A 19,425-nucleotide genomic window follows, 5' to 3' on the forward strand; every position below is an offset into this window, starting at 1 on the left:
TCTCCGACGCCCAGTTTATCGCCGAATATGAACCGAAATGCCCCATAACGAGTGAATTTGGCGAGATCGCGCGCCGCCGCCCGCCTTGACAAAGGCGCCCGCGTCCTTATGGTGCCGGCCAATTCGCCGCCGGGTTCGTGAGGATCGGGACCGGAGCGAGAGTGTCCCCTCACCAGTTCAGGACTGACGGCAATGGCCAAATCCGCCATGATAAAGATCAAGCTTCTCTCGACGGCCGACACGGGCACCTTCTATGTGACGAAGAAGAACGCCCGCACCAAGACCGAGAAGCTCGTGTTCAAGAAATACGATCCCGTCGTGCGCAAGCATGTCGAGTTCAAGGAAACCAAGATCAAGTGAGGCGAGGCGGGCCAGCCCGCCTCTTCCGCCGCCGGGCGAGACCGCCGCCGCGGCTTTGAAGCTCGAAGACGCCCGAAACTTTCGGACGCTTCTGAAACGAAACGAGCCCGGAAACGGATTTCTCCGTTCCGGGCTCGTTTCGTTTCAGGCGGAGAGAAGATTATTCCTCGATCGTCACGCCTGCTGGCTGCGGCCGCCTTCGTTTCCCCCGAAACGAAGGCGGCCGACTGGCGCTGGCTTTAAGGAGGCCACTCCAACCAACGCCAGCCGGCCAACCCCACGGACCCAGGAGATGCGGCGGACCTGAGCACTCCGCAGGGTATTCGAAGTTGTCTGCCGATACGCATCCAACGCAAAAGCACGCCTTGGGTTCTTTTTCTTCTTTGCCCCCGACGCTGCCTGACGCGCACCACGTTTTGGCATGGCTGAGGTTAGCTCAGCTGCATAAAAATGCAACCATCTGGCAAAATTTTCTACAAGTTTCAAAATACACCCATAAAAACAGCCTATTACGGAATAGTCCCGACACCGCCCCGCGCTTGGCCAGCGCCGCCTTCCACGACGCCTTTGCTCGGGATCGAGCTTTGTGGCAAACCCACCCGGCCGGGGGCCGTCGGAATGGATGCGCCATCCGCCGCCAAGCAGAAGCGTCGTCAGCGGCGCGGGAGGAAAATCGATGAAGTTTCGAGGTCTCGGATTGGCGCTCGCCGGCGCGGCGGCGCTGGCGCTGGCCGCCTGCAGCGGCGGCCGCGAGCCCAATGACGCCGTCGGCGCCAAGGTGCTGCGCAATCTGCTCTCCAAGCAGGGCGTCAACGGCAAGCTGATCTCCTTCAAGAAAATCGACGGCCGCGCGTTGAAGACGCCGAGCGCCGAGGCTTATGAATTCCTCTATGAGGCCGAGGTGCAGTTCCCGGAGGCCTATGAGGCCGATTGCTCGAACGAGCGCGAGCGCGGACGCTGCGCCTATCTCGGCCTGGCGGCGAGCCAGAGCTTCCAGAAGGGCGAGGTGCTGAAGGCCGAGGGCACGCTCCATTTCGTGCGATCCGACAAGGGCTGGGTCGGCGAAGACCAGAACGCTTATTGAGCCGCCCGCTCATCGTGATTCCCGCCCGGATGGGCTCCTCGCGCCTTCCAGGCAAGGCGCTGGCGCCCATCGCCGGCCGGCCGATGATCCTGCATGTGCTGGAGAAGGCGCTCGCCGCCGCCATCGGCCCGGTCGCGGTGGCGACGGATTCGGACGAGATCGCTCGCGTCGTCTCGGCGGCCGGCGGGCGCGTGGCCCTGACGCGCGGCGACCACGCCTGCGGCAGCGACCGCATAGGCGAGGCGCTCCCGACGCTCGATCCCGAAGGCGCGCATGACGTCATCGTCAATTTGCAGGGCGACCAGCCGGACATCGATCCAGACGCGCTGACGGCCGCGCTGACGCCGCTGGCGGACCCTTCGGTCGATATCGCGACGCTCGCGGCTCCGGCCGCGGCTGGCGAGCGCGACGACCCCAATGTCGTCAAGCTGATCGGCGCCGAGATCGCGCCGCGGCGGATGCGCGCGCTCTATTTCACCCGCGCCCCGACCCCGCATGGCGAGGGGCCGGACTATCATCATATCGGCGTCTACGCTTTTCGCCGGGCGGCGCTGGCGCGCTTCGTCGCTTTGCCGCCCTCCCCGCTCGAGCTGCGCGAGCGGCTGGAGCAGCTGAGGGCGCTCGAGGCCGGCATGCGCATCGACGCCATGATTCTGGACAAAGCCGCCCGCGGGGTGGATACCAGCGCCGATCTGCAACGACTGCGCGCGGCGCAGGACAAAGACGAACGGAGCCGTCGATGAGCGAGCGGCCGAAAATCGCCTATCAGGGCGAGCCCGGCGCCAATTCGGACATCGCCTGCGGGGACGCCTATCCCGACTGCGAGCCCCTGCCCTGCGCCAGCTTCGAGGACGCTTTCGCGGCAGTGACCGAAGGCGTCGCGGCGCTGGGCATGATCCCGATCGAGAATTCGATCGCCGGCCGCGTGGCGGATATCCATCATTTCCTGCCCAACGCCGGGCTCTACATCATCGGCGAATATTTTCTGCCGATCCATTTTCAGCTGATGGCGCCGCGCGGCGCGACGCGCGAGACGTTGCGCGGCGTCTACAGCCATGTGCATGCGCTCGGCCAGTGCCGCAGGATCATTCGCGAGCTCGGCCTCACCGCCCATACGGCGGGCGACACCGCCGGCGCCGCGCGGGAAGTCGCCGAGTGGAAGGACAAGAGCAAAGCCGCTCTCGCGCCGCGCCTCGCCGCCGACATATATGGTCTCGACATTCTCGCCGAGAATGTCGAGGACGCCGCGCATAACACGACGCGCTTCGTCATTCTGTCCAAGACCGCGAAATGGGCGGCGCCGGGCAATGGCCCGACGATGACCAGCTTCGTCTTCCGCGTGCGCAATGTTCCGGCGGCGCTCTACAAGGCGCTCGGCGGATTCGCCACCAATGGCGTGAACATGACCAAGCTCGAGAGCTATATGGTCGACGGCGAGTTCGCGGCGACGCGCTTCCTCGCCGATGTCGACGGCCATCCCGAGGAGCCGCCGCTCGCCCGTGCGCTCGACGAGCTGCGCTTCTTCTCCAAGGAGCTGGAGATCATCGGCGTCTATCCGGCGCATCGGTTCCGCCTCGAGAACAAGCGTCCTTTCGAGTATGGCGATTAGCGGCGCGCGATTTCGTCCGGCCCTCTCCCCGCGAGCGTGGAGAGGGAGAAGCCGCACGGCTCGATCATCCTGGAAGCCGTAGGACAGCAGGACATTTTCAGACGGGAGAAGCCCTATGGCCGCAGCCTATGACAATGACAATGTGTTCGCCAAAATCCTGCGCGGAGAAATCCCGGCGCATAAGGTCTATGAGGACGATGTGGCGCTCGCGATCATGGACATCATGCCGCGCGCCGAGGGCCATGTGCTGGTGATCCCCAAGGTTCCGGCGCGCAATCTGCTGGACATCGATCCTGCGGCGCTCGCGGCGCTCATTCCGCGCGTTCAGCATGTCGCCAAGGCGGCCAAGGACGCCTTCGGCGCCGATGGCCTCACCTTGCAGCAGTTCAACGAGAGCGCCGGCGGACAGGTGATCTTCCACCTGCATTTCCATATTCTGCCGCGCTTCGAGGGCGTCGCGCTGCGCCCGCCGGGAACCATGGCCGATGGCGAGAAGCTGAAGGCGCAGGCGGAGAAGATCAGAGCCGCGCTCGGCCCGTTTCCGGCCTGAGCCGCATCACCCCAGAACCAGCGCGGCGAAGCGCCGGCTCGCCGCATGGGCGAAACGCTCGATCGGCGCGAAGAGCATGGCCGCGACGATCGAGAGCAGGATCGTCGCCGCCGAGATCGCCAGAGCGAGCGGCAGCGAGAGCCTATCGCCGATAAGCGTGATCGCCGCGGAAGTCGCCGTTACGATCACCACATAATGGACGAGATAGAGCGAAAAAGAGATTTTCGCGAGAAAGCGCGAGACGACGCTTTCGGCGAGGAAGCGCGACGGACCGCGCCAGCGCAGCGCCAGAGCGACGATCGCCACGGCGAGGATGACGTGGACATGGGACACGGCGCCGGCCATCATCGTCCAGCAGGCGAGCGCATAGAGCGCCGCGGCCGCGATTAGCTTCGCCGACGGCGAATCGAGAAGCGCGAGCCGCCCCGGCGCCGGCGCGGCGAGCGCGCCGGTGAGCTTCGCCTTGCCGATCAGCGCGCCGAAGAGAAACGCCGCGAGATAGGGAAACAGCAGCATCAGGAATGACGCGCCGATGGCGATCGAGCGCTCCGGCCGCTTCATGGATGGATAGCAGGCGAGCAGCACGAACAGCGCCAGCGAGCCGACCATCTCCCAAGGCATGGTCCAGAGAAAGGGCAGCACCGGCCCCCATTCGGATGGCTTGGTGTAGACATTGCCGAGCGACCATTTCAACGCCTGCGCGAAGCTCAGCCCGGTCTCGCCGGCGATGGCGGTGAGGCCCGGCGCGAATTGCGCGGCCTCGCCGAGCCGCACGAAACCGCAGCGCTCCGCGGCGATGAGCAGGAGCACGGTCGCGACGATCGGCGTCGTCAGGCGGATGTAGCGGCGCAGCGCCGCCGAGAGAATATAGTCGCCGCCGCCGCCCGAGAAAAAGGGCGCGCTGAGCGCAGCGCCTGAGACGACGAAGAAGACGCTGACGTCGAGCGGGCCGTCGATGAGCCCCGCCGTCCAGCCATTGCGCAACATCGGAAAATTCTCGCCGAAGGTCTGCCAGATGGAATGGAACAGCAGAACGGAGAAAGCCGCCCAGCCGCGCAAGCCATCGAGCTCCCGCAGGCGCAGACGCGTCGATTGCGCGCGAGATTGCGACGAGGAGCGATAAGCGAGAATGTCGCCGGCGTCCTGGAGAATATCCGTCATGGATTCAATTCCAACGCTGTTGCGCTCGATCCAGGAGGCTAGAGGCGGCTGCGCGGGCCAGCAATAGCTTTGCCGTTTCGTGTATGAAGTTTTTCTGCAATGTGTTTAACAGCGCGGGCGTGGCGATAATGCGGCGACGCTTCAGACGCGGCCGAAGAGCCGGCGCAGCTCTGTCTTGGCCTTTTCCAATATGCGGCGGCGCTCCGCCGGCAGGCCGCGGCCGGCGCGATTGATGTAGAAGGTCAGCATGGACATTGCGGAGCGGAAGGGCGCGCTCTTGCGGCGCGCGCTCTTTTCCGCCGAGCGCTTCAGCGAGCGCGCTATGACGCGAGGGTCGTCCTGCGTGAAGACGTCGGGCTCGAGGTCCAGCGCATTGCTCTTGCGCCCGACCTCGGCCGACCAATAGGCGGGCTTGCTTTTCTCGCCGCTCAGGCGGCGCGCGCGCTCTGGCAATGGTGGCCGCCGGGCTGGGAGACGCCGCGCAATGTCGCGCCGCTGAGGCCGGCGTCGCGATCCATTGCGAGATCGGCGAGCGAGACGATGCCGACGAGGCGCTTGCCGCGATCGAGCACGGGCAGCCGACGCAGCTGCTGCTCCGCCATGTTCTGCGCGACATCCTCGACGTCGTGATCCTCATAGCAATAGCGAACGTCTCTGGTCATGACGTCGCGTATCTTCGTCTCCGCGCTCTTGCCGGCCGCGATGGCGCGCAAGGCGATGTCGCGATCGCTGATCATGCCGACGAGACGATCGTTCTCGCCGACCGGCAACAGGCCGATGTCGAGATCGGCCATTCGCTTGGCCGCGTCGCGGATCGTCTGATCGGGCTCGACGAGACAGACCTCGCGCGTCATGATGTCCTTGATCTTCATCATTCGACTCCGTGTTTTCCCTGGAAACTTGCGGGGCCGGCGAAGGTTCCGCGCTCAGCGCGCGAGCAGCGCGACCGCGAGGCCGCAGGCGAGCGCGAGCGCGGAAGCGGCCATGACGCGAAAGCCGAGGCCGGCGCCGCCGATCCACCATGTCAGCGCCGCCTTGGAGAGCGTGTTGATGGCGACGGCGAGGCCGATCGACGCCGCAGCGATATCGAGCGCGAGCGTCGCGCGATCGAGCCGCGCGACGGACAATGTTATGGCGTCGACATCGACGACGCCGGAGATCGCCGCGATAGCCAGCGCGCCGGCCCCGCCCGCCATTCGCGTGGCGAGACGCGCCAGTATCGCGACGACGGTGAGCAGCGCGCCGAATTGGAGCACCGCGCCGAGATCGAGAGGGTTCTGCGACGCATGGCTCACATCGGTCAAAGAGGCGACGGCGCGGCGCATGAAGAAGAGCGCGAAGGCGAGCATGACGGCTCCGCCGGCTGCGAAAGGCGGCGCGAGAACGCCGAGGAGCTCGATGTCGATCAGCGCGACGACGGCCAGCACGCGCAGCGCCATTGTGGCGTTGGCGAAAAGAGCGCCGGCGGCGAAGAGCGGCGCCGCATCCCGCTGCTCGCGCGAGAGGCGCGCCAATGTCATCGTCGTCGCGGTGGAGGAGACGAGGCCCCCGGCTATCCCCGTCAGCGCCACGCCGCCGGCGCCGCCGGCCGCCTTCATCGCCACATAGCCGAGGAAGTTGATGACCGCGATCAGCACGGTCAGCAGCCAGATCTCATGCGGATTGACCGTCTTCCACGGATCGACGACACGGTCCGGCAGCAGCGGCAGCAGAATGACCGTCATGGCGGCGAGCGTCAGGCCGGAGCGCAGCTCCACCCAGCTGAGGCGCCGCAGCCAGCCATGGCTCGCCGATTTCAGCGCCAGCAGCCCCGCCGTGACGACGCCCGCCGCGGCCGCGGCCTCGACATCGCCGACGACGGCGAAAGCGCCGAGCGCGAAGGCCAGCATCGCCGCGACGACCGTGGTCGCGCCGAAGGTCTCGTCATGGACGATCTCGCGATAGCGAAACAGGACGATCGCGCCGGCGAAAGCCATGAAGGCGAGCCCGAGCGAGACGGCGCCGCCAATGCCGGTCTGATTGCAGATCGCGCCCCAGACAGCGCCGAGCAGCGCGGCCAGCGCATGGGTGCGAAAGCCCGCGGCGCGCTCGCCCTCCTCGTCCTCGCGCGCCTGCCAGCCGCGCTCGAGGACGATCAAAAGCCCGATCGCCAGCGCCACCGTCAGGCGGCGGAACAATTCGGTCGTCTCCATGCGCCGGCCTTCCCGAATAGCGGAACTTCACAATTATACTCGCGCGCCGGCGAACATGCGCAGCGCCGCCGACGAGACGCCTTGTCGCAGATCGAAATAGCCGGCCCAAGGATCGGCGCGCAGCGCGGCGAGGCGGCGCTCCACCTTGTCGAGGCAATAGAAGTCGGCGCGCTCTATGCGGCCGAGCTCGTCCCAGGAGACGGGCGTCGCCACGGAAGGCGTCTCCCGCGCGCGCGGCGAGAAAGGCGCCACCGCGCTCGCGCCACGATCATTGCGTCGATAATCGATGTAGATGCGGCCATGGCGCCGCGCCTTGGTCGCCATTGCGGTGAAGCGCGCCGGATCATCCGCGGCGAGACGGCTGGCGACGCCTCTGGCGAAGGCCGTGAAGGTCGGCCAGTCGAGCGCGTCATCCAGCGGCGCGACGACATGCAGCCCCTTGCCGCCGGTTAGCAGCGCGAAGCTCGCGAGCCCCGCCGCCTCCAGCAGCGCGCGGAAATCGCGCGCGGCGCTCTTCACCTCCTCGAAGGACACGGACGGATCGGGATCGAGATCGAAGACGAGACGATCGGGACGCTCCAGCGCATCGAAGCGCACGCCCCAGATATGCAGCTCCAGCGCATCCATCTGCGCCGCGCCTTCCAGGCCAGAGAGATCGTCGAGGAAGAGAAACTCTTCCCGTTCGCCGTCGCTCCCGACGATGGGCGCAGCCATGAGGCCCTTGGGCAGGCCGCGTCGATGATGACGCTGGAAGAAGCAGCCATGCGCGGCGCCATTTGGACAGCGCAGCAGCGACAGCGGCCGCCCGGCGATATGCGGCAGAGCGAAAGGCGCGACGCGGCGCCAATAGTCGACCAGCCTCTGCTTGGTGACATGCAGCGCCGCCGGATAGAGCGGCTTGTCCGGGTTGGTGAGGCGGATCATCGCCGGCCTCGCTTTTGCTCGCGAGGCATTGTGGTAAAGGCTCCCTCGTCCTGAGGAGCGGCCGCAGGCCGCGTCTCGAAGGACGGGGGAGCCGTCATGCGCTGGCTGCTGGATCTCGCCCTCGTGCTTCGAGACGGTCGCTTCGCGACCTCCTCAGCATGAGGGCGAGGATTGCAGGGCATTGGAGAACTCACCTCACTCGCCGGCTTGTCCTCGCGCAGGCCGATGAATGTCGGATGGCGCAGCAGCCCCTCCTTGGTGCGTTCCGTGTAATCGATCTCGACGACGAGCCGCGGCGCCACATAGCGCGCATGACGCGCGATCTCCGCCGGCACGGCGGCGAAAGGCGAGGTCTTGCGCGCATGCGCCCGCAGAGCGACGCCGATCTGCGCGAGATCGCGATCGGCAAAGCCGGCGCCGACGCGGCCGCGATAGCGAAATTCTCCATCGACGAATTCGCCGAGCAGCAGAGAGGCGAAGTCCCGGCCCTTCTTCGTCGAAGGACGATAGCCACCGACGACGAACTCGTCGCGGCCGAGGCATTTGACCTTTATCCAAGCGCGCGTGCGCCGCGAGAGATAGGGGCGATCGACGCGCTTGGAGACGACGCCCTCGAGCCCCATGCGTCGGCATTCGGCGAGAAAGCGCGCGCCGGCGCCGATCACATGGCCGCTGTAGCGTATCGCCGCCGGCGGCTCGGCGAGCAGCGCGGCGAGACGATTCTTGCGCTCGAGCAACGGCGCATTGGAAACATTCTCGCCATCGAGCTCCAGCAGATCGAAGGCGTAGAAGACGAGCGCGCGCGGACGCGCCTCCAGCGTCTTCTGCAGCAGGCCGAAATCGCTGCGGCCATTCTCCTCCAGCGCGACGATCTCGCCATCGATGAGCGCGCTTCTCATCGGCAATTGCGCGGCGGCTTCCGCTATGCCGGGGAATTTCGCGGTCCAATCGAGGCCGGAGCGCGTGTAGACGCGGCACTTGCCGCCCGCCGTCGCGACGAGCGCGCGATAGCCGTCGAATTTGATCTCGTGCAGCCAGTCCTCGCCGGCGGGCGGCTCGGCGGCCTGCGTCGCGAGCTGCGGCGGACGGAATTTCGGCAAGCGCGGCGCGTGGGTCTCTCCATCGGCGATCTCGGCGAAGCTGCGGCCCGTCGTGACGCTGCGCGTCCATTCGCGCGCCGGATCGAGATCGGCGTCGGCCTGACCATCCTTCATTTTGACGAGCAGCCAATTTTCTTTGGGCTCTTTCGTGCGGCGCGGCATGCGCACCAGTGCGAAGCCGCCTTTCAGCCGCTCGCCTTCCAGCGTGAACTCGAGCTGTCCGTCGTCGAGGCCGCGATGCGGATCGCCCTTCGGCGTCCAGCGTCCGCGATCCCACAGCATCACCTCGCCGCCGCCATATTGGCCTTTGGGGATGGTTCCCTCGAAGCTCCCATAATCGAGCGGATGATCCTCCGTGCGCACGGCGAGACGCTTCTCGTTCGGGTCGAGGCTAGGGCCGCGCGTGACCGCCCAGCTCTTCAGCACGCCGTCCAGCTCGAGGCGCAGATCGAAATGCAGACGACGCGCGCGATGCTTCTGCACGACATAGGCGCCCTGCCCTTGCGCCCGCGCGGCGCCGCGCGGCTCGGCGGTGCGACGAAAATCCCGCTTGGCGCGATAGGCGGCTAGGCTTTCGTCCTTCGCCGCGAGCGGCCGCGCGCGGGGAGAAGCGGGATGAGCCGATGATGAGCGCGCCGATCGACCCAAATTTGCGCTCCTTTCGCGCTCACGCGCGCTTCTTGACCGCTCCCGTCTTCGCTGCGGTCTTGGCCGCCGCCGGCTTTGCGCGGCTCGCTTTCTTCGCCGGCTCGGCGGCGCGGGCCTTTTGCGCCGGCCGCGCCGCGCTCTCGCCGACGCTGCGCTTCAACGCCTCGATGAGATCGATCACCTTGCCGGGACCGCGACGCTCCTCCTCGCCCGTGGTGACGATCGCCTGTCCCTCGCGCTTGCGCTCGACGAGATCGCGCAGCGCCTCGGCGTAGGAATCCTTGAACGCTTTCGGGTCGAAAGGCGCGCTCTTGCGCTCGATCAGCTCGGACGCCAACGCCACCATCTCGGCGTCGCTCTCGCCTTCGCCGATCTCGGCGAAATAAGGCTCGTAGGCGCGCAGCTCATTGGCGTAGCGCAAGGTCTCGACGAGCAGGCCCTTGCCGAGCGGCGTCACCGCGACGATGCTCTCGCGCCCGCGCATGGTGAGCCGGCCGATGCCGATCTTGCCGGCGCGGCGCAGCGCCTCGCGGATCACCGCATAGCCTTCGGTCGAGACGTCGCCTTCCGGCGCGAGATAATAGGGCCGATCGAAGTAACGCGGATCGATCTCCTCGCGCCCGACGAATTGCACCAGCTCGATGGCCTTGCCGCTGTCGAGCTTGATCTCGTCCAACTCGTCCGGCTCCAGCACGACATAAGAATCGTCGCCGATCTCGAAGCCTTTGACGATATCGGCCGAGTCAATTGGGCCGACGCCGGGCACGACCTTCTCGTAGCGCACGCGCTTGCCCGATGGCTTATGGATCTGATGCAGCGTCGTCGCCTGGGCGCTCGATGTCGCCGCATAGAGCTCGACGCCGATGGAGACGAGCGAAAGCCGCAGATAGCCTTGCCAATAAGCGCGCGCGCGTGGAGCCATGAGGTCGGACCCTTTGCTGTTCGCGCTCTCATCTAGCGCCACGGCGCGCGCGGACGATGGCGGCGTTGAGCTCGCCGCCATAGATGAAGATGACTCCCGAGAAATAGAGGAAGACGAGCGCGATCATCGCCGAGGCGAGGCCAGCGTAGGTCAGCGCATAGCGCTCCGAGAAGGCCGCGAGATAGCGGCCGAAAGCAGCGCCTGCGACGAGCCACAGCAGCAGCGTCGCCAGCACGCCGGGAAGCATGTCCGCAAAGCGCCGACGCCCCGCCGGCAGCCAGGCGTGAATCGCGAAAAGCGTGAGCGCCAGAATGAGCGTCGCGACGCCATAGCGCGCCAGAGTGACCATCTGCTCGAAGGGCGCGAACCAATCGAGATAGCGCGCTGCGGCGTCGGTGATGAGCGGTCCGAGCACGACGAGAACGGAAAGCGCCAGCAGAGCCGCCGCGCTGCCGACAACATAGACGATCGATTCGAGCCGCAGCAGCCACCAGCTGCGCGTCTCCAGCGCCTCATAGGCGCGGTTGAGCCCGATGCGCAGGCTCTCCAGGCCGCTGGAGGCGAAATAGACGGCGAAGAGCGCGCCGAAGGTGAGATTGCCGCCCTGCGGCTCCGTCGCGACGCGCTTGATCTCTCGCGCGATCGGCGCCGCGACCTCCTGCGGCCAGGCGTCGAGCAGCAGCCGCCCCGCCTCGTCGGCGAGGCTCTTGGAGCCCATGAGGCCGGCGAAGGCCGTCACCACGATGAGGAAGGGAAACAGCGACATCAAGGTCGAGAGCGCGATATGACTCGCAATGGCGAAGCCGTCGCGCTCGACGAAATGCAGGAAGGCGTCGAGCGGAACGCGCAGCAGCGCGGGCAGGCGCGCCGCCCAAGGGGCGAGCGGCCCGAGGGCGCGCTGGAAAACGGCTTTCTCGACATCGTCCAAGGCGCCGGCTCCCCGCGCTGACCGCGCGAGGGAATATAGCGCCGCGCGGTCCGCGAGGCGGCAACTTTCGCCGCCGCGGCACGTTGACGATGGGAAGCGGCGGCGACGCTCCCGCGCCGCCGCCGCCGCCAGCTCGCTCAGACGCCGCGCCGCAGCACGCCGCCGACGAGGGCGACGATGAAGAGCACGATCGCCACCCAGAACAATATGCGCGCGGCGTCGATCGCCGTGCCGGCGACGCCGCCGAAGCCGAAGAAGGCCGCGATCAGCGCGACCACCAGAAAGACGACGGCCCAACGCAGAAGATCGCTCATCTCTTTCTCCCGAAACCGAGGATGATGGGTGATAACGCTGCCGCGCCGATCCGGTTTCCCGCCGAAAGGAGGCGCAGATGAGTCTCGGACAGAGAACGCAGCCCCGCCCCCGGCCCGGTGAGGAGCGCAGCTTCACCCTGAATTTCGGCCCCGTGCATCCGGCCGCGCATGGCGTGCTGCGGCTGGTGCTGGAGCTCGACGGCGAGGTCGTCGTCCACGCCGATCCGCATATCGGCTTTCTGCATCGCGGCACCGAGAAGCTGATCGAGGACAAGACCTATCTGCAGGCGCTGCCCTATTTCGACCGCCTCGATTATGTCGCGCCGATCAATCAGGAGCACGCCTTCTGCCTCGCCGCCGAGCGCCTGCTCGGCCTCGTCCCTCCGCGGCGTGCGCAGCTCATCCGCGTGCTCTATTGCGAGATCGGACGGCTGCTCTCGCATCTCCTCAACATCACCAGCTGGGCCTCCGATTGCGGCGCGCTGACGCCCAATCTCTGGGGCTTCGAGGAGCGCGAGAAGCTGATGGTCTTCTACGAGCGCGCGTCCGGCGCGCGCATGCACGCCAATTATTTCCGCTTCGGCGGCGTGCATCAGGATTTGCCGGCGGCGCTGATCGACGACATAGAGGCCTTTTGCGATCCCTTTCTCGCGACCTGCGACGATCTCGAAGGATTGCTCACCGACAATCGCATCTTCAAGGAGCGCAATGTCGATATCGGCGCCGTGACGCTCGAGCAGGCCTGGGGCCTCGGCTTTTCCGGCGTATTCCTGCGCGCTTGTGGCGCGCCATGGGATTTGCGCAAGGCGCAGCCCTATGAATGCTACGAGGAGATGGATTTCGACATTCCGGTCGGACGCCATGGCGATTGCTACGATCGCTATTGCGTGCGCATGGAGGAGATGCGCCAATCGATCCGCATCATGCGGCAATGCGTCCAGAAGCTGCGCGCCGCGGACGGACAGGGCGCCGTCGCCGTCCTCGACGGCAAGATCACGCCGCCGCGGCGCGAGGCGATGAAACGCTCGATGGAGGCGACGATCGAGCAGTTCAAGCTCTACAGCGAGGGAATCCACGTGCCCGCCGGCGAGGTCTATGCGGCGGTGGAGGCGCCCAAAGGCGAGTTCGGCGTCTATCTCGTCTCCCATGGGCTCAACAAGCCCTATCGCTGCAAGCTGCGCCCGCCCTCCTTCGCCCATCTCGCGGCGACCGACCGGCTCTCGACCGGCCATATGCTGGCCGATGTCGCCGCCATCGTCGGCTCGCTGGACATTGTCTTCGGGGAAATCGACCGCTGACAAGGAGGATGAAAATGCCGACCCTCGCAGAAAAGACGTCCCTCGCAGAAAAGAGCTGCACGCCCTGCCGCGGCGGCGTTCCGCCGCTCGGGCGCGCCGAGGCCGAGGCGCTGCTCGCCGCAGCGCCGGACTGGACGCTGATGGACGAGGCGCGCCGCATCGAGCGCGGCTTTCGCTTCGGCAATTTCCGCGAGGCGGCCGAATTCGTGCGCCAGATCGGCGAATTGGCCGAGGCCGAAGGCCACCACCCGGACATCGCCTTCGGCTGGGGCTATGCGACGATCTCGCTGCAGACGAAGAAGATCGGCGGCCTGCACGAGAACGACGTCATCATGGCGACGAAGATCGACCGCATCTTCTCGCGCCGGCAAGGACTGCCCGCCGGCCGCATGTGAGCGCCGCCCCCGCCTTTTCAAACGCCCCGCGCTCTTGTAGATATCGAGGCGAAGTCCCGGTAGCTCAGCAGGATAGAGCAACGGTTTCCTAAACCGTAGGTCAGGGGTTCGAATCCCTTCCGGGACGCCATGCGCGTCTCCCCCTCGCGGGGAAGCAAAAGCTCAAAGGCCCTTTTTTTCTGCGAAAGTCTTCGCCATCGCGCGAAAGCGTTCGAGGTTGTGAGGAATGTATTCCTGCGTATAAAATTCGCGCATATGGCGCTGCAGCTCGGGATTGTCGTGAACGCGCATGAGTATCCACGCGTAAAAAAGCTCTTTTTCATCACGGTCGGCGTGAGGCCGGAATGCGGACAAATGATCGATGACCAGATTGGCCTCGCCCACGATTTCATGGGCGCGACGATCGCCGATCCAAATTTCTTCGTGCAGAAAGCTCTCCCACCGAACGTCGGGCTGCTTCTTAAACAGGCGCACTTGGTGCTCGGTCGTGCTCTTGGCCATGCCGCGCAATGTCTCCGGCTCGTAATCGGCCGGAACGTCGCCGATCAGATTGTGACGAAGAATCTTGGCGGCGGTGGCGGCTTCCGGCGCCGATTCGAATGAGATCACATCGGCGTCGAGCGGAGCGAGAAGCTCATCCGCGTCGATATGGAGCACCCAAGGACGGGTCGTGGCCTCCGTCACCCGGTTGCGCGCATGGGCGAAGCCGTTGTCGAATAAATCGCTCCTGGGCTGAACGAGGACCTGCGCCCTGTCGCCATAGATATCGCGAACGATGTCGATCGTACGATCGGTCGACCCCATGTCGAGAACATGAATTCGCTGAAAATACGGCGCGAGCCTCAACAAGCACTTTTCCAGGAAAAGCTCCTCATTGAAGACAATCAAGCAGACATCGATTTCTCCCAAATTGACTGCGGTTCTGACCATCTACCGAATGTCCTTCGTCCACTTGGGGAGGAACGCTCGCCACTGGAGCGGCTGCATCTATTGGCGCCTGAATATCACGGCGCAAACGCGCTGAGAAGAGAACCCTCTCGGCGATGAGACTTCATAAAGGAGCCGGCAGCTTGCTGCGATGCAGCGAAAGACCTCACGAAAAATGCCGCTCCTTCATCAAATCCACCTCGAGCCGAGCTTGGAACAGCGTGGTTTCGATGTCGTCGGTGAGCGGCAGACGGAATTGGCCGACGCCCGAAATCGCGCTGCGCGGGTATTGATAGAGCAAGGAGGCGCCGTCGCTCTCGCCGCCGCCCCCACTCGTCGAGGCGACGCGTGGCGTCGACTGCAGCCGGTCGAAGGACGCCTGAATCGCGTCGAAACGGCGCAGCGAGTGTTCATGCGCCGCGGTGATATGGCTGAATATATGCTGGAGCCGATCATGCAGCGCCTGCGGGACGTCCGGCGATGGCATTTCCAAAGGCGATCTGTTCGGCTCGAGGTCGAAAGTCCCCAGCTGATATTGCGGCCGATCCGCCACCCGCACCTGCACCGAACGCATTTTCGCGCTCGGCGTCGCAAAGGCGGCCACCTCGCAGTCGAAACCATGAAGCCCATTGCCGCCGACCCGCTCGGCGATATCGTCCCGATACAGATTTGCCTTGGTCCTCTGAACCACCTCGCCGTCGAGCAGAATTTCGAGCACGACCGGCTCATTCCGCTTGGCGTCATAGATCCAGCCACGGACACGCTTGGCGCTCACCTCGTCGACGACGCCGGCGAGACTGCCGCCGAAACGAAGACTATGCGCGGCGACTTCCCTATCGCGAAAAGTACGAACGGCAATCATCCGCCCCAGCCATTCGATCAATGTCATGCCGCTCTCCGTAGCTCTCGGCGAATGAAAAACGAATTTGCCAGAGACAGTCAAGATTGCGCGTGGGCGCGATCAGAACTGCCGATAGGTGTGCTCGCCATCCAAGAACTCGAAAATGCGGCGCGCGCAATCGTTCCACGACGGCATAGCGATTCCTTTCGAGGGTATAGGCCCGCTCGCGAGTTGCTCGCGCACGGCGGCCGCGAGGTGCGAGGCCGAGCCGGCCGAAAAATAGCGCGCATGCTCGCCGCCGAGCTCGGCGAAGACCGGAAGGTCGCTGAGCAGGAGCGGCGAACCGAAATGCGCCGCCTCGTATATCGGCAGGCCGAAACCTTCCGCGATCGAGGCGACAATGGTCGCCGTCGCGCTCTGATAGAGCCGCGCGACGTCGGCCTCTGGCATGAAGCCGAGGTAGAAGAAGCGCTTTCCCTTCTCGTCATGGCTGTCGAAGCGTCGCAGCAGCTCGTCGACGCTCCAGCCGGCCTTTCCGACGAAGACCAGCGTCGCATCGACGCCCGACGCCCATAGCCGCTCGAAAGCGTCGAGAACATAATCGTGCCCCTTGCGCGGCTCGATCGTGCCGACCATCAAGAACAAATTCTCGCGATCGGCGAGATCGGCGGTGACCGCTTTGACCGGAGCCGACGCTTGCGCCTTCGACGCGAAATCGGCGCCGAGCCGCGCGTAGCCGATGCGCAACCCCGGCCGTGGCGTGATCCCGCTGCCTTCGACCCACTCGATGAGACCATCGGCTCCGCTCTGCGATGTGCAGATCAGCCCGGCGCCTTTCTCGAGCAGCAGCGTCAGCCAGTTCGTGACCGAAATTTTTACATGGTCGAGAAACAGATCGGGATGTTGCAGCGGCAAGATGTCGTGAACGAGTCCGAACGCCGCGCCGCCGATCTGATCGAGACGATCGATCGGCTCACGCATCCAGTCGGCGAGATGCCAAGTCCCGTCGGCCATCAAAATTTTATCGAAAGGACGAAGATCCAAGACGCCGAACCGCACATCCTCTACTTCGACCGGGGCGCGAGCGCCGCAGCTCTGCGCATAGTCGTCGGCGTAGATCAGGCCGGCCTCGGTATAAGCGAAGGCCTGCGGCCGAAGACGCGCATCGTCCCAGGTGTAGGCGGCGCGCGTGATTTCACGCACGACTCGCTGAACGCCGGTCTTGAGATCGCCCTCCCTGATATGGGTCACATCGATCAGCAGCCTCGGCGCGAGCTCGGAGCGCTCTTGCCGAACATAAGAACGCGCGATCTCCTGAACGAACTCCTGCGTGATCGGCGCGTCCCGCAAGAGACGAGCGATCGTCTTGCTGACCTTCTTCGGACCGCAGGTCTCGGCGTGCTCGGTCATCGCGACAACGGATCGTACGAATTTTTCGGCGATCTTTTCAGGATTCAGCACTTCCTCGCAGTAACGGAGCGCCGCTTTGCCGTAAGCCTGCCGCAGCGCAGGACCGCCCGCGAGCGCATCGAGCGCCTCGACGACGGATTCTGGCTGGTAAGTGTCGAGCGCGACAGCCACCTGCGCAGGCAGCTCCGCAGACGGCCCCATGCGATTATATATGAAAGGCGCGCCATTCATGAGCAGATTGAGGATCGCTCCCGAAGTCTCGCCGCGGGTCATCGTCCGCAATTGAACGCCGATATCGGCGGCTACAATGTAGAGATCGTAGATCTCCTTCTCGACATAGCCGGTGATTTGGATGTCGGACCGCCCGCCGATGGCGCGCAATACCTCGCGCGCATATGGCGAGTCGTGATTCACGCCGCCTTCGAGCTCGCCGACGAGAAGCAACCGTGCGTCGCCAGATCGGCCCGCTATCGACCGCTTGAACCCTTCGATCAGTTCGAGCACGCCTTTCGTATGAGCGACGTGGCCGAGCGAGATAATGACCAGCGCCTCCGGCGGGATCGCGAGCGCCTCCCGCGCCTCGGCTCTGCTCGGCGCGCTTTCGCGCGCCGCCCCGGCGCGATATTGCGGCAGAACGACGATTTTGGGCGCGGCGGCGCGGCGCGAGGCGGCGACCAGCACATCATGCGCGAAGCGCGAGTGAACGATGACTCCGAGGCTGCGATGCGTCGCCGTGGCGCTGCAGGGCAGAGCGTCAACGAGCGAGCGCGCCGTGCGGTCGCCGCCCTCGCCGGCGAGCACGATGGCGCGCGCCGGACCTCCATGCTCCTGGATCATGCGACGGATGAAGGCGTCGGGATTGCCGGGGTCATAGGACAAATAGCCGAGATAGGCGTCGTGAATGACGACGACGCCAGGAAAGCTCTCGATATAAGGCAGCATATAGTGGTGAAACGGCGAATTGCCGAGCTGATAGACGATCGCGTCGTAGAGATGCGCTTTGAATGGAAATTGCGAATGGTGCCAGATCGGCATGTCGTCGAAATTGGTCTCGACCTCGGCCACATCGTCGACGAAAATCTCGAAGGACGCGAATTTAGAGAGCGCGGGTAGAAACTCGGCGCTGTAATCGGCGACCCCCGTTTTCGCTAAAGGAAGCGGCGTGAACATCGCGATGCGGGGAGCCCGCCCCGCCACACTCGGCGCTTTGCGTCCGCTGCGTGCGGCGAAGGTCTCCTCCCAGGCGTCGAGGGCGCGACGGGCGCTCTTCTCCCAGGTGAAGAGCGCGGCGCGCTCGCGAGAATAGGCGCGCATGCGCTGCAGCTCGCCCTCCTTGGTGAGCGCGCGCACCATTGATTTCGCCATATCCGCCGGCTTCTCCGCATCGAAGCGATAGGCCGGATCGTCGACGATCTCCGTCAGGCTGGAATTGTCGCCGACGAGCACGGGCGCGCCGCAGCGCATCGCCTCGATCACCGGAAGACCGAGCCCCTCATAGAGAGGGGGGAAAACGAAGAGCGAAGCGGCGTTGTAGAGCTCGACGAGCTCGTCATCCGACACGAAGCCCGTCGTCACGACGAGCGGCGCCACGCCGAGGCGCGCCGCCTTCTCGCGCAGAGCGAGCGCTTCGGCGTTTTTGATGTCATAAACGATCAGGAGCTTGTATTTATCCGCCAGCTCCTTGTTGGCGATGGCGAAAGCCTCGAGAGTCCCATCGAGATTCTTGCGGAAGTCCGGCCCGCCCACATAGAGGATGAATTTCTGCCCGGGGGCGAAGCGGCGCCAAATGGCCCCGCGATGCGCCTCGGAGGCGGAGAGGATGCGGAAGTGATCCGCGACGCTGCCGAAAATATTGACGACACGCTCCGGCTTCAGGTGAAAGAGCCGCTCGGCGTCCTTCTTCGTCGCATCCGATATGGCCAATCCGACATCGAGCTGCGGGACCAGGCTCGATGTGCGCTTGTACCAGAGGGCGACCTGCCAGTCTGTGAGATATTTGTCTGGATAGAGGAGCGGAATGAAATCATAGAGCGTGGCGGATCGGATGATCGGCGGCTTGGGAAAATCGATGAAAGCCGCCGCCGCGCCATAGACGCTCTCGCCTTCGAAGACGCTCGAAATGTGATAGACGTCGGGACTGACCGTCTCGATGCGATCATTGCGCAGCACATTGGCGACCTGCTCGCGCCTCTGCCGTTCGCGCCAATCATACTGCACGCTGGGATAGTCGTGCAGAATCACATTGCCGAGATCGTCGATCTTCGCGATTTCCGAGATCAAATCCGCCGACTTGTCCAGATAATGCCGATTGAGCAGAAACATGAAGTCATGCTCACGGCCAATTCTGACGATTTCTTTCGCGAGAGAGAGAGAATAGCGCCCCATGCCTCGGGATTGCGCCTCGGTCTGACAGCATTGCAGATCAATCAGTATCTTCATCGCGTGACCCTGGCAGCGCGCATCTACCCCGACGTCGAATGGCGAGCGTGACGCCCGCCTTCTCACGGCGCGAGCATTTCGATAGGAAATCAGCGCGGAAGCGGCTTGGAAAAACTCGGCTCCGTCGAAAGCGTGTCCGCCGGCGCCGCGTAGCCGCCTCTCGGAAAGAGAGTCGACGCCGCGCGAGCGTTCTGTCATTGAAGCAATGTCCTGGTCAAGTCTGGGGAGTTGCGCCCGCGTCTCAATTCGAGACCACACGCATGCCGTGCGGCTCGATAGACGGCTTCGCCCGTGGAAATTCGAGGCGAGCCCCATAAAAAAGC

Annotated in this window: 19 protein-coding genes and 1 tRNA gene; 8 read left to right on the forward strand and 12 right to left on the reverse strand. The window is 64.9% G+C overall.

Annotated features, from left to right (window positions below):
• Positions 1-192 precede the first annotated feature (192 nt).
• The 5 genes from rpmG (at position 193) to METLW4_RS0106965 (ending at position 3,603) form a co-directional block, all read left to right on the forward strand.
• Positions 193-360: a 50S ribosomal protein L33 gene (gene rpmG, locus METLW4_RS0106945; RefSeq protein WP_003612885.1), complete on the forward strand. Its 168-nt coding sequence runs from the start codon at positions 193-195 to the stop codon at positions 358-360.
• 676 nt (positions 361-1,036) lie between these two features.
• On the forward strand, positions 1,037-1,444 hold the full coding sequence (locus METLW4_RS0106950; RefSeq protein WP_026191320.1) for a hypothetical protein: 408 nt from the start codon (positions 1,037-1,039) through the stop codon (positions 1,442-1,444).
• A complete protein-coding gene (locus tag METLW4_RS0106955; protein WP_018265480.1) occupies positions 1,441-2,187 on the forward strand; it encodes a 3-deoxy-manno-octulosonate cytidylyltransferase in 747 nt (248 codons plus the stop codon). The genes METLW4_RS0106950 and METLW4_RS0106955 overlap by 4 nt, the downstream gene beginning before the upstream one ends.
• Positions 2,184-3,053 carry a prephenate dehydratase gene (locus METLW4_RS0106960; RefSeq protein ID WP_018265481.1) on the forward strand — a complete coding sequence of 290 codons (870 nt, stop codon included), beginning with the start codon at positions 2,184-2,186 and terminating at the stop codon, positions 3,051-3,053. The genes METLW4_RS0106955 and METLW4_RS0106960 overlap by 4 nt, the downstream gene beginning before the upstream one ends.
• A 115-nt stretch (positions 3,054-3,168) precedes the next feature.
• A complete protein-coding gene (locus tag METLW4_RS0106965) occupies positions 3,169-3,603 on the forward strand; it encodes an HIT family protein (RefSeq protein WP_018265482.1) in 435 nt (144 codons plus the stop codon).
• A gap of 6 nt (positions 3,604-3,609) precedes the next feature.
• Here METLW4_RS0106965 and METLW4_RS0106970 read toward each other — a convergent pair whose 3' ends face one another.
• The 9 genes from METLW4_RS0106970 to METLW4_RS26990 all read right to left on the reverse strand — a co-directional run bounded on the left by METLW4_RS0106970 (position 3,610) and on the right by METLW4_RS26990 (position 11,792).
• Positions 3,610-4,764 carry an acyltransferase family protein gene (locus tag METLW4_RS0106970; protein WP_018265483.1) on the reverse strand — a complete coding sequence of 385 codons (1,155 nt, stop codon included), beginning with the start codon at positions 4,762-4,764 and terminating at the stop codon, positions 3,610-3,612.
• A gap of 141 nt (positions 4,765-4,905) precedes the next feature.
• Entirely contained in the window at positions 4,906-5,217 is a 312-nt protein-coding gene (locus METLW4_RS0106975; RefSeq protein ID WP_018265484.1) for a DUF3175 domain-containing protein, read from the reverse strand.
• The gene (locus tag METLW4_RS0106980) at positions 5,193-5,636 is read right to left on the reverse strand and encodes a CBS domain-containing protein (RefSeq protein ID WP_018265485.1); all 444 of its coding nucleotides are present in this window, start codon (positions 5,634-5,636) and stop codon (positions 5,193-5,195) included. Before METLW4_RS0106980 ends, METLW4_RS0106975 begins: the two co-directional genes overlap by 25 nt.
• Positions 5,637-5,690: 54 nt before the next feature.
• The gene (locus METLW4_RS0106985; RefSeq protein WP_018265486.1) at positions 5,691-6,956 is read right to left on the reverse strand and encodes an MgtC/SapB family protein; all 1,266 of its coding nucleotides are present in this window, start codon (positions 6,954-6,956) and stop codon (positions 5,691-5,693) included.
• A 33-nt stretch (positions 6,957-6,989) separates the two neighbouring features.
• Positions 6,990-7,880: a non-homologous end-joining DNA ligase gene (gene ligD / locus METLW4_RS28525; RefSeq protein WP_018265487.1), complete on the reverse strand. Its 891-nt coding sequence runs from the start codon at positions 7,878-7,880 to the stop codon at positions 6,990-6,992.
• The gene (gene ligD, locus METLW4_RS0106995; RefSeq protein ID WP_018265488.1) at positions 7,877-9,628 is read right to left on the reverse strand and encodes a non-homologous end-joining DNA ligase; all 1,752 of its coding nucleotides are present in this window, start codon (positions 9,626-9,628) and stop codon (positions 7,877-7,879) included. The genes ligD (METLW4_RS28525) and ligD (METLW4_RS0106995) overlap by 4 nt, the downstream gene beginning before the upstream one ends.
• 19 nt (positions 9,629-9,647) lie before the next feature.
• Complete coding sequence (gene ku / locus METLW4_RS0107000) at positions 9,648-10,550, reverse strand: non-homologous end joining protein Ku (RefSeq protein ID WP_043331751.1); 903 nt, start codon at positions 10,548-10,550, stop codon at positions 9,648-9,650.
• Positions 10,551-10,578: 28 nt separating this feature from the next.
• Positions 10,579-11,478, reverse strand: coding sequence for a YihY/virulence factor BrkB family protein (locus METLW4_RS0107005; protein ID WP_018265490.1), 900 nt, complete (start codon positions 11,476-11,478; stop codon positions 10,579-10,581).
• A 137-nt stretch (positions 11,479-11,615) separates the two neighbouring features.
• Positions 11,616-11,792, reverse strand: a complete 177-nt coding sequence (locus tag METLW4_RS26990; protein ID WP_018265491.1) for a DUF1328 domain-containing protein — start codon at positions 11,790-11,792, stop codon at positions 11,616-11,618.
• A 77-nt stretch (positions 11,793-11,869) separates the two neighbouring features.
• Between METLW4_RS26990 and METLW4_RS0107015 the strand changes: the two genes are divergently transcribed.
• From METLW4_RS0107015 to METLW4_RS0107025, 3 genes are all read left to right on the forward strand, one after another.
• Complete coding sequence (locus METLW4_RS0107015) at positions 11,870-13,090, forward strand: NADH-quinone oxidoreductase subunit D (RefSeq protein ID WP_026191323.1); 1,221 nt, start codon at positions 11,870-11,872, stop codon at positions 13,088-13,090.
• An 8-nt stretch (positions 13,091-13,098) separates the two neighbouring features.
• On the forward strand, positions 13,099-13,485 hold the full coding sequence (locus tag METLW4_RS0107020) for a 4a-hydroxytetrahydrobiopterin dehydratase (RefSeq protein WP_018265494.1): 387 nt from the start codon (positions 13,099-13,101) through the stop codon (positions 13,483-13,485).
• Between the two features lie 53 nt (positions 13,486-13,538).
• A tRNA-Arg gene (locus tag METLW4_RS0107025) sits at positions 13,539-13,615 on the forward strand.
• 32 nt (positions 13,616-13,647) lie between these two features.
• Here METLW4_RS0107025 and METLW4_RS0107030 read toward each other — a convergent pair.
• The 3 genes from METLW4_RS0107030 to METLW4_RS0107040 all read right to left on the reverse strand — a co-directional run bounded on the left by METLW4_RS0107030 (position 13,648) and on the right by METLW4_RS0107040 (position 19,102).
• Positions 13,648-14,415: a glycosyltransferase gene (locus tag METLW4_RS0107030; RefSeq protein WP_018265495.1), complete on the reverse strand. Its 768-nt coding sequence runs from the start codon at positions 14,413-14,415 to the stop codon at positions 13,648-13,650.
• Between the two features lie 163 nt (positions 14,416-14,578).
• Positions 14,579-15,301, reverse strand: coding sequence for a hypothetical protein (locus METLW4_RS0107035; protein ID WP_020493724.1), 723 nt, complete (start codon positions 15,299-15,301; stop codon positions 14,579-14,581).
• 72 nt (positions 15,302-15,373) lie between these two features.
• Positions 15,374-19,102, reverse strand: a complete 3,729-nt coding sequence (locus tag METLW4_RS0107040; protein WP_043331754.1) for a glycosyltransferase — start codon at positions 19,100-19,102, stop codon at positions 15,374-15,376.
• Positions 19,103-19,425 lie beyond the last annotated feature (323 nt).

It is taken from the genome of Methylosinus sp. LW4, from assembly GCF_000379125.1.
Taxonomy (GTDB): domain Bacteria; phylum Pseudomonadota; class Alphaproteobacteria; order Rhizobiales; family Beijerinckiaceae; genus Methylosinus.